Source organism: Eikenella sp. HMSC071B05 (assembly GCF_001811325.1).
Lineage (GTDB): Bacteria > Pseudomonadota > Gammaproteobacteria > Burkholderiales > Neisseriaceae > Eikenella > Eikenella corrodens.
Genome location: NZ_KV804522.1, coordinates 1 through 12210 on the forward strand (window position 1 = coordinate 1; position 12210 = coordinate 12210).

The window sequence follows — 12210 nt, forward strand, 5'->3', positions numbered from 1 at the left end:
GTGGTACCGTCAGCATTTTGCATGCTGGCAATCACGTTGCTAGCTTGTACTGGCTGCGCCCCCGCTTGACCTTCTGGCTTGTCATAGAAGTTACCGTCGGCGTGTTTGTACACTTTGTTACCATTAGTGTCGGTATATACCACCGGGGTTTGGGCGTTCTGTACTACAGTCTGAGCATCCACAGCGTAGGTGTAGGTTTGATTACCATTGGTTCCATCCACATCCTGTTTCACAGTCAAACCGTTACCTGCGGCGAAGGTTACTTTCTGGCCGGGTTTAACGGTGGTAGCGGTAGCAGTAGTACCGCTAGCCAAGTTACCACCAGCTGTGGCTTGGAAGCCACTGTTGTTGATGGCATTAGCAATGTCACCGGCAGTGGCCAGTTTGTTAGCATCAGCAGGAATCGGGGCAATCACTTTGCCAGCTGGGTTGCCGTTGTTACCATCACCTACTTTCAACGGTGTAGTGGCTACGGCTTGCGTAGTAATTTGACTCGCTACAGCCTTCAACTGAGCAACGTTTACTACATCAGTATCTTCCTTACCTGCAGCTACCCCCGTAATCTGGCGAGTAATATTATTTGCAACATCGCCTACAGATACTGCTGCTTCAGTAGAAGTCCAAGTAGCGTTATTTTTAGCTGTAACTGCATTCAGCGGATCAGCTCCTTCCACACCAGCAGCGGTAGAAGCAACGGACTTATTACCCACAGCAACAGCACCATTTACGGTTGCTTTGGTGTCCGAACCTAAAGCTACAGTATTAGCAACTGTCCGAGGAGCTGCAGCAGTAGCATCATTGGCACGGGTACCGATAGCAATATTGTCATCACCATCCAAGTGACGTGCAGCAGTCCAGCCAATCACTGTATTATGCTGGCCCTTCGATTCCAAACCAGCTTGTTCGCCAATACCGATACTAGCATTGCCAACATAGCCATTCATGGCTTGGGTACCTACGGCAACATTGTTGTTACCATTGCTATTGATTGCTGCAGAATCGCCAATTGCAATAGTACGAATATTATTGCTCGCACCCTTACCCGCATTAAGGCCAACAGATACACTATTCACAGCACCAGCTTCAGCACCATGCCCGGCAGCAAAAGAACTGGCTCCAGCTGCCTTACTACCATTACCTACCGCAACTGCATTATTACCTGTTGCTGATGCTGCTGCACCAACAGCTGTAGCAGAAGCACCAGTTGCATTGGCTGCATGACCAATTGCCGTAGTGCTACTATTGGTAATTGCTTTAGCATGTAAACCCAATGCCGTTGCGCCCCAAGTATCGGCTTCGGCATTGCCACCAATCGCTGTAGCACCAGCACCAGTGGCTTTGGTATATACACCCACTGCTGTTGCAGAGTCTTTGCTGCCTCTGGCACCATCACCCAAAGCAACAGAAGATTTACCAGTTGCATGGGAATCTTGGCCAGCAGCCAGAGAGTTTTGACCAAAAGCTTCAGCTTTTTGGCCGAATGCAGCAGCGTTAGTACCTTTGGCAGAGCTACTTGCACCTACAGCCACAGAACCAACACCAGTAACTGTACCGGAATCGGCAGTAGCGGTAGCTGTACCCACATCAACAGAAGCCTTGGCACCGATTGCAATAGAATTGCTAGTTGGAGCAGAGGCTTCCTCGCCAATTGCAACCGCAGATGCGCCGGCTGCATTAGCAGCACGACCATTGGCCACAGACGCCCATCCGCCAGCTTTGGCATCATTACCAAAGGCCGAGCTTGCACCGCCTGAAGCTTTAGCACCAGTACCGACAGCAGTAGCATGATTTGCTGATGCCTGAGCATTGGTACCTACTGCTGTAGCTGCTTCCTTGCTGGCCGTTGCGGTATTACCTACAGCTGTTGCATCTTTCTCAGCCGCAGAGCTAGCCTTGCCAATTGCCATGGCATCTTGGCCTTTTGCAATAGCCGTATTACCAATCGCAATCGCACCTTGTGCTGATGCAGTTGTAGCAGAACCTACGGCAACCGTATGTTCTCCAGAAGCACTTGCTCCCACGCCGGCTGCTAAAGCATGCGTACCGGTTGCACCATCGTTGTTGTAGTTACCATCAGTAGCACCACTGCCTTTTACGCTGTAATAATGCGTAGCCGCAGCACCCATCTGATCTTGTAGTCCCTTGGCCACATAGAACAACTGGCTACCGTTAATAGCATCGGTACTCGCAGCAGTAATAGCACCTGGAGCAACATGTTTAATTTGGCGCTCGAAACCGGCCGAACCAACAGAAACTTGGTCACCGGGAACCACTTTGCCGCTGCCGGCAAACGGGCTGGTCGCGCTACCGTAGGTGATTGCACCAATTGTGGCAGACGGCACATCTGTAGCATTTGTTGCAGTTGTACTACCCGCACCTAAGGCAACAGCATTTGCCAAAGTGGCATTTGCCCCTACACCGAATGCAACCGAATAATCACCCGTAGCATGGGATTTCGTACCTATTGCTGTTGCTAAATCTGCCGCTTTAGCAGAAACACCCACAGCAACCCCTGCCTGGCCGGTAGTTGTGCCGATATAGCGGTTACCAGGCGTAAAATTAACCAAGTTTTGACCCGTTAAGGCCCGATATGTCTGCGCCAATGGAGTATCGTTATACGCATCATTATCTGCAGATGCAGAAGTTACACGATATACAGTGGAAGCTACGGAGTCCAAATCATCGCCACCAATTGCAACCGAGGAATCTCCCATTGAACGGGTATTTGCACCAAGTGCTACAGACTGATCACCTGTTGCCTGAGCATCAAAACCAAAAGCAATGGACTGTGATTTAGAAGCTACTGACTCAGCACCAAATGCAATTGTCTGCAACCCGCCCGATCTGGCTTGCTTACCAATCGCGATATTATTCATTGTCTTATCAGGAACATTTTTTATTCGGTAGTAAGTTGCCGAGTTAGTCTCTGTTGATGCACCGTAACCCACCGCAATTGAATTTTCTCCGTCGGCCTTAGCATCCCAACCAGCTGCGATAGAAGTTTTGCCTGTAGCTTTAGCACCACCATTCCCCGCAGTACTGTCGCTCGGGCTAATAGCAATCGTCCATTGAGCAGATCCATTCTCAATGCGAGCATTATCCGCCATTGCGGTCTGCGACATAAAGGCAGCGGCGACAGAAGCCGAAATCGCCAATACTTTCTTATTCAGCGAAATGCCATCCACCACAGCAGCAACCATGCTGCTGCGTCCGGACTTGCCATGCGCCTTGGCTGTTTCTTGCACAGCCACCCAAGTGTTGGTATGTTCATTCCATACAGTACGGTAAACTTTGTTCATATACTCAGCTCCCTAACTTTCAAAAAAAATCAAAAAAATAGTGGAATAGAGCCCATAGGTTGATTTACATCAATCTCACTATCTATTTCTTCCTACGCTTGCCAAATCACACAAAATTTAAATTATTCTTGCAGAGCGAATTTACTTTATTCAAATAAATTCAATTGACTACGCATTCTAAAACCTGCGGGCAAATTAAGGGTGGATGATACAGCTAATTAACGCATCATCCTAGCCGCTTATCGATTGGTTGTATTCCATTACAAAAGTTTACAACTATTTTGCAACACTTTTTTCTGTACAAGCTATACCAGCTGCGCTTCTCACCCAATCTGAAACAACAAAAATACTTTCAAGTTTTCTTATATACAATCACTTAACAATTCAGACTACCTGAAAATCAAACTATAGAACACTCCCGCATTCTGTCATCCAAATGAAATTTCAGCTTCTATTGAGTAGCCTCACTAGGTAAATTGCAAGCTATTCCCAGTTTAATTTACCTAGTGTGGACTAACAGCAATATCCGTTCTCAAACCCTCTACTACATGAAATAAAAAATCAATCAAAATATTGTGTTGATGTGGGGAGGTGGTTATTTTTGCACTGGGATGACCGGAGGCAAAAAACGGCGGAAAACTTTATCAGGTGCGGATTTGAGCGAAGCTGGCGCGAGAAAAAACTTGCACCAGCTTTTGCTTTAGTTTGATAAAAAATGCGTTATCTTTTGCACCAGAATAAACGGGAATTGAGTACCTTTTAAAAGGGTTTTAAAAGGTTTTAAACCTGACGGCCGAACCACTCCACACGGCCGATAATCTCAACATCAGCATCCGGCTCGGCTAAATCCAGCTCGAAAGGATCGTATATCTCATTGGTGGATTTAAGCAGGAGCTTACCTCCGGGCATAATTTGTGTGTATTTGACAACCAGCTCGCTGCCGATGCGGACAACAAACAGGCCGTTGCTGGGCTGCCGTTTGGCGTGATTAACCAAGATGTTGTCGTTATTGCACAGCACAGGCTCCATTGAATCACCGCGTACTTTGATTACCGATAAATCTGCCGGATTAGCGTTTAAGTAATGCTCAACCCAAGAACGGCGAAAAGCCATCGGAAATAATGGCTCCTCATTGCCTACCGGAAAACCGTTGCCGGCGGAAGCTCGGACATTGTAGCGGGGGATAAATACGAACTCGCTCAAATCTACTGGATTGCCAAGCGTATCCCGAACCTCTGAAGCGGACCGGGTGCTTTGGCTAATCCATCGGGCATTGTACTCACCAGCGGCTTCTTGCAGCTCCTGCCCGCTCCCTGACGGAACTCCTTTAGGAAAAGGAATACCTTCACCTGTCATTAACCAATTCCAATCACATCCCTTTAGTTTCTGAATAGAAACAAGCGTTTCTGCTTTTGGGATTGTGTCTTTCTCCAAAATCCTCAACACCCCACTAATAGACCAATTCAGATCTCTTGCGATTTGTGCTGGTTTGGCATCACCCCATAGGAGCTGGAGTCGTTCTTTAAAGCTACTCATAGCAAATCCAACTCTTTTGTTTAGTCATGGAGCGACTAAACAAAAGAATAAACAAATAAACTGATTTTTTGTTTAGTATATTTTCAAATACATATCATATGGTTAGCAAAACAGCTGCTCAAATGTAGAAAAAATACTAAACAAATAATTGTATACGCCGCATTTGTTTAGTAATATGCCGACACGTTAAACGAAAGCGCATAACATTTAAGCTAAACGAATGGAGTGAATAGCAATGCAAAAAAATACAGCAGACTGGCACCGCGCGGATGTGGTCGCTGCGCTTAAAAAGGCAGGTTGGTCGGTGCGTGCCTTATCAATAGCCAGTGGATTAGGCCCTGACACCTTACGAAACGCTCTTTACTGCCCGTTCTACCCTAAAGGCGAAAAAATTATTGCCGATGCTTTAGGTATGAAGCCTGAAGATATTTGGCCGCAGCGTCATGCAACCCGGAACTTCAGACCAGTACTACGAAAAGTAGTGAATGCCTGAATTGTAGGTTAATTAAACAAAAAAATCACGCATTTAAATTCCCACCCAGCGAAATTTCATCATGAGAACCATCAGACGACAACCAAAAGCCACCTCGCTTGACCACGCGATTGAACTGGCCAAGCGTCATGCCAAGGAGCGGCGGCTGCCGTCAAAAGTGATGGCCGACCTGATGGGGGTGGAACTTAAAACGTATTACCGCTGGCTGTTGGAGAACACTTTGCCGCTCAACCGTATAGCCCAGTTTGAGGCACTAACGGGCAGCCGCAGGCGACATCCTTAGCCTATTGCCGCCAGCGCTTACCAACACTCCCGCACTTGACCAACTCGACCCGGTGGCCTTGGCTGCCGCCTCCCGATTACTTAACCCCCTCCAACCCTCTCAAAAGGACGAAGCAATGAACGAAGCACAAAAGCTGATGCTGTCGCTGCTCGGGCTGCCTGAAACCGCCAGCGAGGCGGAGCAGCTGGCCGCGATGCAGCAAATCCAAAGCAGCACCGACGGCAAAAAGCTGGCCGAAGCATTGGCCGCCGCCAAAGAAGCGGCCAAGCCGGAAAACAAGCCGGCCGAGCCGAACCCGCCCGCCGCCCCTGCCGCACCGGCAGGCCAGCCGGCCAATGACGAGACTGGCGCACCCAATACCGCTGCCGCCTCGCAACAGGTGCCGCTGTCGGCACTGCAAGGCTTGCAACGACAAGTGGCCGCCCTGAGCCAGCAGCTGGCTGCACACGAATCCCCGTTTAACAGACCATTAAACGGGGATAAATTTGTGCAAAAGCTGATACAATTTGCTAAGCGGCGGCGGTGCAAAAGCTGCTGCTAATTCGGGCAAAAGCTGCCGCCGCCTTACATTGATTGTTCTACTTACCTAGTTTTCAGGTAGCCTTTATCACCCTATACAGTAAAAGCTCCATCACGGCACCACACAAGCCTACACACACAGGATGCTGCATAATCCTGCGCACACAACCCAATACAACTGAATAAGCCATAAAAAAGCTTGCTTATCATTTAGACAAGCAAGCTTTTTAAGCCATCAATGCAAGAAACCAATTTTCAGCACCCGCTTTTACAAATCCCTCTCTTTAAAACGGCTGCTGCAGTTCACTCAGACTGATGCCCAAAGCTTGGGCATATTTGACCAAAGTTTTTTCAGGTAGCCTCTTAAACACGGCAGGTTGCAAATGTCGGCGCAGCTGCCAGCGCCACACGCCGGCGGCCATGGCCAGGCTGGTTTCGTCGTGACGGCTGCGGAACATGTGGTAATACAAAGCGGAGCGTTCGCCGCGTTCCACGGCCTGCTTGGCGGCTTCAGTCTGCTCCTCCAGCTCGGCCACAGCCTGCACGGTGGCGTAGGACTCATCTTGCCAGCCGGTGCTGGTGGCAGCCTGGTAGCGGCCATTGTGCGTGCCGTAGATAATTTTTTGATGCCCTCGATAACTGGGGCTGTCGTCTTGCGGAATGTCGTTGATATCCATGCCGAATAGTTCCAAACAAGCAGAATTTGGTTTTCAGGTAGCCTTGCCAAGAACAGATAAAGTAGTTTTCAGGTAGCCTCAAGCATACACCGCTTCCAGCAGCATAAAACAAGTGGAAAAGCGGCCGCTTTCAGGAATGTAGCACAGGATTTTCTGGCCTTCTCGGATGTCTGTGCGGCGCATAAACTCTTCCAAGATAATGTAAATCGCTGCCGAGCCGGTGTTGCCTTTATAGTGCAGGTTGGTAAACCATTTTTCTTCGGCAATCGGCAGCCCCGCTGCAGCAAGGCCATCAGCCAGTTTGCTGCGGAAGAAACCAGAGGAATAATGCGGCAGAAACCAATCAATCTTATCGGCTTGCAGGCCATGTTTGGCAATCAGATGGCGCAGCGGTTTTTCCACAGTATAGGCCACGATATTTTCATTCAGCAGCTTCACATCCTGCTTCACCGCCATCAAGCTGCGCTTGGCGCACTCATCGGCATCAACATCTTTCCAACTCAGCCATTCCCCGCCCTGCCCAACTTCGCCGCCGGCATACATGCACACTGGCATCTCGTTGGCATACGACAGCAAATCAATCCAATGGATTTTAAAATTCAACTGCCCAGCCAGCGGCTCACTGCCCAGCTGCACCGCACCGGCACCGTCCGACAGCATCCAGCGCAAAAAATCCTTTTCAAACGCAATTTCCGGCTTGGCATCCTGCAGGCGAAGGCTGTCGGTTTCACAACGGAAACGCTCGCCGCGCAATACCGCCGAAGCCGTTTCCGAAGCCGCTGCCACCGCTTCGCGACATTCACCGGTGCGCACCGCGCGTTCGGCCTGCTTCATCGCTGCCATCCCCGCCACACACACGCCAGCCGTGCTCACCACCTCACAGGGCGGAATCTGCGGCAGCAGCCCATGCACCATCACCGCATGGCCGGGCAAAATCTGGTCGGGGTAAGACGTGCCGCAGGCAAGGCTACCGACTTCGTCCGCACGCAAACCCTGCTCCAACAAACCGCGCACCGCCAGCGCAGCCAGCTCTGTGTTACTATGGGTGGCACGGCGGGTGTGCGGATCGATGGCGTAGTAGCGGGAAGTAATGGCGTTGGAGCGCAAAATCATCTTGCGTACGCGTGAAGGCGTATCCCCCGTCATACCGAGCATGGCTTCCATCTGCTCATTACTCACCGGCGGATTCGGCAGAAACGCAGCAGCGCGCTTGATATAAACATCTGATGGCTTATGCAATTCCGGCTCCCCTTCGATTTATGTGATGTGTGTGGACATTTTCAGGTAGTCTGCAGCGGCATATAGCAAAGGCTACCTGAAACTTAGCGGCTAACGAAGAACAGCCTGAAACGCTAAACATTTCAGGCTGCTGTACTATTTGGTGCCCAGGGTCGGACTCGAACCGACACACCTTGCGGCGGGGGATTTTGAGTCCCCTGCGTCTACCAATTTCGCCACCTGGGCAGGTGATGAAGAAACGGCATTATAGGCATTTTTCCACGTTTGTAAAGTTTTTTACCTGCATATCTGCCGTTTTGCCATTTAAAACCGTGTTTTCAATGGCAATAAAACCACAGTCCTGCTCCACCATATCGCCTTTTGGCTGGTCAAAACCTCCTGTTGTGCGCTGGCGGAGTTTGAATTTGTGCATATTATAGCGGATTGGCTTGAAATCAGGACAGTTTAACAAGCCACAAAGTGCAGCCTATATGGCAAGGCAAACCTATGCGCTACTGGTTTAAAGTGAATCCACTATATATAATCGCCGCATGCGCACAACAATCCTCCTTTCCGCAGCCCTCCTACTCTTGGCCGGCTGCCCCGCCGAACCGCCTGCCACGCCTGAAGCGTCGGCATCTTCGGCTTCCGCCACCTCTGCCGTTACCAACCAATTTCACGGCACAGACATCAGCCAGGATCCTATCGGCGGCGATTTCCCCCTCACCAGCCATAACGGCCGCCCCGTATCCTTAAGCGATTTTCGCGGCAAGGTTGTGGTGCTCGTGTTTGGCTACACCCACTGTCCAGACGTGTGCCCCACCCACCTGCTCACCTATGCCCAGGCCATTGCTCAGCTGCCGCCCGAGCAGGCCGAAGCGGTGCAGCTCCTGTTTGTTTCCATCGATCCCGCGCGCGACCGCCCCGAGCTCTTGGCGCGCTACGTGCCCGCCTTCAACCCCAGCTTTATCGGGCTTACCAGCGCCGATGGCGGCGAAGCCGAAACCCAAGCCGTGATGAAGCTCTACGGCGCCACCGCCGTAAAACAGCCGCCGCAGCCCAACGGCTTTTACAGCGTAGACCACAGCAGCGCCACCTTCCTCATCAACCGCCAAGGCCGCCCCGTGGTGATGGAGCCCTTCGGCCAAACCGCCACCCAGTTGGCAGAAGACCTTAAAACCCTGTTAAACCAATAGCCTTAACACCAAAGACTACCTGAAAACCATTTTTCAGGTAGCCCCAACCCAGAAACCAAACACCATGCAGAAAAACGACCAACAAGCCCGCCTCGCCGTCCTCATCGACGCCGACAACGCCCCCGCCGACATCATCGATCGCCTGCTCGAAGAAATCGCCAAATACGGCATCGCCAGCGTGAAACGCATTTATGGCGACTGGAGCCACGGCCTCTCCAAATGGAAAGCCGCCCTCCTTCCGCACGCCATCATCCCCGTGCAGCAATTTGCCTACACCAAAGGCAAAAACGCCACCGACATGGCCTTGGTGATTGACGCCATGGACTTGCTCTACAGCGGCAATTTCGACGGCTTCTGTATCGTATCCAGCGATTCCGACTTCACCCGCCTCGCCAGCCGCCTGCGCGAAAGCGGGCTCACCGTATACGGCTTCGGCGAAAAGAAAACCCCCACCGCCTTCCGCAAAGCCTGCGACAAATTCATCTACACCGAAATCTTCCTGCCAGAAAAACAGCGCGCTAACAAAGAACGCGGCAACGGCAAAACCCACTCCCCCGCCGCCGAAGAAAACAACAATACTCCCGACGCCCTGCCCCTGCTCAAACGCGCCGTGCGCGAAAACGCCGACGACCTAGGCTGGGCCAACCTCGGCCCCATCGGCAGCTACATCAACAACACCAACCCCGACTTCGACTCCCGCCTCTACGGCTACGGCAAACTCTCCGACCTCATCAAATCCTTCGACATCTTCGAACACCGCACCGACAACAACCAGCTCCAAGTGCGCCGCAAAACCGAAGCCCGACCCGAAAGGCTACCTGAAAACCAAAACGAACAACGTGAAGCGCGGCAAAGCCAAAATGAACGGAGCGAAACCCGTACCAACCAAAATGAGCAACGCGCCCAAAACGACCAGCCTGCCGAAGGCAAACCCGGCAAACGCAAACCTCAGTCCGCCAAAGCCGAAGGCGGCCCGTCCAAAGCTGCCAAACCCTCCTTCACCAAGCTCATCCCCGCCGTGCAGCAGGCCATCCAAGCCACCGCCGACCCCGACGGCTGGGCACGGCTGGGCGACGTAGTCAAACAGCTTCCCGCCGCCATCGACCCCATCCAATACGGCTGCGCCAACGGCCGCGACCTCATCCACTCCATCTACAGCGACTGGGTGGAAATCAAAAAAGCCGGTCGCGGCGAACGCATCCGCATCAACAAAGCCTTCATCGTGAAAAACGAACAAGCCTAGCCAAACCAAAGGCTACCTGAAACAAACCAAACCGATTGTTGCCAAGCAATCTCCGTTTTCAGGTAGCACTATAAAGAAACTGTATCATGCTGTTATTTATCGAAAGTTATGATTCACTTTCGCAGCCTTTCACCACTATTCTAAATATATATGATTTATAATAAAATATCTTCATTATTCTTTCATATCCATTCGCCACCTTTCACTAACAGCTGGTAAAAAAGCGGGTATAATTGCGGGTATATTTCCATGATACCCGCTTTTTTATGCTGACCGACGTCAAAATCCGCCAAACCAAACCAGCCGATAAGCCGCAGAAACTCACAGATAGCAACGGTTTATACCTGCTTATCAATCCCAACGGATCCAAACTATGGCGCTACCGCTTCCGATTGGGCGGAAAAGAAACCGTTTTTGCCATTGGCGCCTATCCTACTGTCAATCTAGCCCAAGCCCGCGCTGCCAGAGATGCTGCCCGTGAGCTGGTAAAGCAAGGTATCAATCCCGCACATAATCGGGCGTCCATGCTTGCTGAGCAAATTGCCGACAACCATAATACTTTCAGCGCTATAGCTGAAGAATTTATTGCCAGCAAACAGGGTAAATCCCAAACCTATATCAACGGTATCCGGCGCGACTTTAAAACCTATGTTTACCCTACCATCGGCAATCTACCCATCAATACCATTACCCCACAACAGGTAATGACCTGCCTAGATAAGTGCAAAAGTAAAGGCGTAATCGTAACCGGCATCAACGTACGCCAGCGCATGAGTAGTGTATTCATGTTAGCCATTCGCACCCTGCGTGCTGAGCGTGACCCTACCCTAGCATTTAAAGAATATTTCCAACGCCCACCCATCCAACACGCTGAAGCCCTAAGCAAGGTAGAAATCGGCGAATTCGTCCGTCACCTGAAAGCCTATAACGGTAGCCGTACTGTTGTTATCGCCATTTGGTTACTACTCTATACCGCATCCCGCACTATCGAAATACGACGTGCCGAATGGGCTGACTTCCAACTTGATGAAGGCTTGTGGACAATCCCTGCTAACAAAATGAAAAAACGCCGCCCCCACACCGTACCGCTATCACGACAGGCCTGCGCTTTATTGCGCGAGCTGTACACCATTTCTGGCAACGGCAGACTACTCTTTCCCAACAGCCGTCGTCCGGCAGAAATGATGAGCGCCACCACGATCAATCGTGCACTCGAATATATGGGTGTACAGTTCAGTGGTCACGACTTCCGCGCTACCGCTGCTACGCGCCTGTTTGAAATGGACTATCCAAAAGAACATATCGATGCCCAACTTGCCCATGCTCCCGATAACAGTACAGACGCCGCGTACTATCACGCCAAATTTATCCGTCAGCGACAAGAAATGATGCAGACATGGGCAGACTTTGTGGACAGCATAGGTTAATTTAAGGGGCTGACGTAGATTAGCAGTCATGCTAGTCTACAAAAATGCAGATAACCAATTGTAAATTAAGCAAGAGAGTTCAAAAGAAACTACTTGAATTTTTTGTACTCCAAGTTACCGCCCGTTCCGCTGCCGATATTTTAGACATTCAGCCCAACTCCGCCATTCTGTTCTACCGCAAAATCCGTATGGTCATCAGTCATCATTTGGCCTTGGCTGCCGATGAGGTTTTCGATGGCTCTGTCGAATTGGACGAAAGCTATTTCGGCGGACGTCGCAAGGGCAAGCGTGGTCGCGGTGCGGCAGGAAAAGTGGTTGT

The 12210-nt window shown here is 50.8% G+C and carries 11 protein-coding genes, 1 tRNA gene and 1 pseudogene; 7 read left to right on the forward strand and 6 right to left on the reverse strand.

The genetic code is table 11. The annotated features are described in order from the left end of the window. Positions 1-3299, reverse strand: a 3299-nt coding sequence (locus HMPREF2796_RS10940; protein ID WP_256388658.1) for an ESPR-type extended signal peptide-containing protein, incomplete at its 3' end; no start/stop codon positions are given. A gap of 780 nt (positions 3300-4079) precedes the next feature. Next, entirely contained in the window at positions 4080-4835 is a 756-nt protein-coding gene (locus HMPREF2796_RS00565; protein ID WP_070630215.1) for a S24 family peptidase, read from the reverse strand. Positions 4836-5070: 235 nt separating this feature from the next. Here HMPREF2796_RS00565 and HMPREF2796_RS10630 point away from each other — a divergent pair, with 235 nt between their 5' ends. The 3 genes from HMPREF2796_RS10630 (at position 5071) to HMPREF2796_RS00575 (ending at position 6152) form a co-directional block, all read left to right on the forward strand. Continuing rightward, entirely contained in the window at positions 5071-5328 is a 258-nt protein-coding gene (locus HMPREF2796_RS10630; RefSeq protein ID WP_083308599.1) for a helix-turn-helix domain-containing protein, read from the forward strand. A 61-nt stretch (positions 5329-5389) separates the two neighbouring features. Next, complete coding sequence (locus HMPREF2796_RS00570; protein ID WP_070630216.1) at positions 5390-5611, forward strand: hypothetical protein; 222 nt, start codon at positions 5390-5392, stop codon at positions 5609-5611. A gap of 4 nt (positions 5612-5615) precedes the next feature. After that, entirely contained in the window at positions 5616-6152 is a 537-nt protein-coding gene (locus HMPREF2796_RS00575; RefSeq protein WP_168162801.1) for a phage protease, read from the forward strand. Positions 6153-6414: 262 nt separating this feature from the next. On the opposite strand, the gene HMPREF2796_RS00580 is transcribed toward HMPREF2796_RS00575, so the two are convergent. From HMPREF2796_RS00580 to HMPREF2796_RS11270, 4 genes are all read right to left on the reverse strand, one after another. After that, positions 6415-6807 carry a DarG family dialkylresorcinol biosynthesis protein gene (locus HMPREF2796_RS00580; RefSeq protein ID WP_064083966.1) on the reverse strand — a complete coding sequence of 131 codons (393 nt, stop codon included), beginning with the start codon at positions 6805-6807 and terminating at the stop codon, positions 6415-6417. A 78-nt stretch (positions 6808-6885) separates the two neighbouring features. Next, positions 6886-8046, reverse strand: a complete 1161-nt coding sequence (locus tag HMPREF2796_RS00585) for a beta-ketoacyl-ACP synthase III (RefSeq protein WP_070630218.1) — start codon at positions 8044-8046, stop codon at positions 6886-6888. 140 nt (positions 8047-8186) lie between these two features. Further along, positions 8187-8271, reverse strand: a tRNA-Leu gene (locus HMPREF2796_RS00590). 19 nt (positions 8272-8290) lie between these two features. Then, positions 8291-8458: a hypothetical protein gene (locus HMPREF2796_RS11270; protein ID WP_168162802.1), complete on the reverse strand. Its 168-nt coding sequence runs from the start codon at positions 8456-8458 to the stop codon at positions 8291-8293. A 118-nt stretch (positions 8459-8576) separates the two neighbouring features. Between HMPREF2796_RS11270 and HMPREF2796_RS00595 the strand changes: the two genes are divergently transcribed. From HMPREF2796_RS00595 to HMPREF2796_RS10635, 4 genes and pseudogenes are all read left to right on the forward strand, one after another. After that, the gene (locus HMPREF2796_RS00595; RefSeq protein WP_070630219.1) at positions 8577-9221 is read left to right on the forward strand and encodes an SCO family protein; all 645 of its coding nucleotides are present in this window, start codon (positions 8577-8579) and stop codon (positions 9219-9221) included. 64 nt (positions 9222-9285) lie between these two features. After that, a complete protein-coding gene (locus HMPREF2796_RS00600; RefSeq protein ID WP_064086055.1) occupies positions 9286-10464 on the forward strand; it encodes an NYN domain-containing protein in 1179 nt (392 codons plus the stop codon). 266 nt (positions 10465-10730) lie between these two features. After that, positions 10731-11891 (forward strand): tyrosine-type recombinase/integrase, encoded by a 1161-nt coding sequence (locus tag HMPREF2796_RS00605; RefSeq protein ID WP_070630220.1) that lies wholly within the window; start codon positions 10731-10733, stop codon positions 11889-11891. Positions 11892-11935: 44 nt separating this feature from the next. Continuing rightward, positions 11936-12210: pseudogene (locus tag HMPREF2796_RS10635) on the forward strand (IS1595 family transposase); the annotation flags it as partial.

What these genes read in the sequence shown, in the direction of transcription:
- HMPREF2796_RS00565 (WP_070630215.1), bottom strand. Translation starts at nt 4,835, where the DNA reads ATGAGTAGCTTTAAAGAACGACTCCAGCTCCTATGGGGTGATGCCAAA.
- HMPREF2796_RS10630 (WP_083308599.1), top strand. Translation starts at nt 5,071, where the DNA reads ATGCAAAAAAATACAGCAGACTGGCACCGCGCGGATGTGGTCGCTGCG.
- HMPREF2796_RS00570 (WP_070630216.1), top strand. Translation starts at nt 5,390, where the DNA reads ATGAGAACCATCAGACGACAACCAAAAGCCACCTCGCTTGACCACGCG.
- HMPREF2796_RS00580 (WP_064083966.1), bottom strand. Translation starts at nt 6,807, where the DNA reads ATGGATATCAACGACATTCCGCAAGACGACAGCCCCAGTTATCGAGGG.
- HMPREF2796_RS11270 (WP_168162802.1), bottom strand. Translation starts at nt 8,458, where the DNA reads ATGCACAAATTCAAACTCCGCCAGCGCACAACAGGAGGTTTTGACCAG.
- HMPREF2796_RS00595 (WP_070630219.1), top strand. Translation starts at nt 8,577, where the DNA reads ATGCGCACAACAATCCTCCTTTCCGCAGCCCTCCTACTCTTGGCCGGC.
- HMPREF2796_RS00600 (WP_064086055.1), top strand. Translation starts at nt 9,286, where the DNA reads ATGCAGAAAAACGACCAACAAGCCCGCCTCGCCGTCCTCATCGACGCC.
- HMPREF2796_RS00605 (WP_070630220.1), top strand. Translation starts at nt 10,731, where the DNA reads ATGCTGACCGACGTCAAAATCCGCCAAACCAAACCAGCCGATAAGCCG.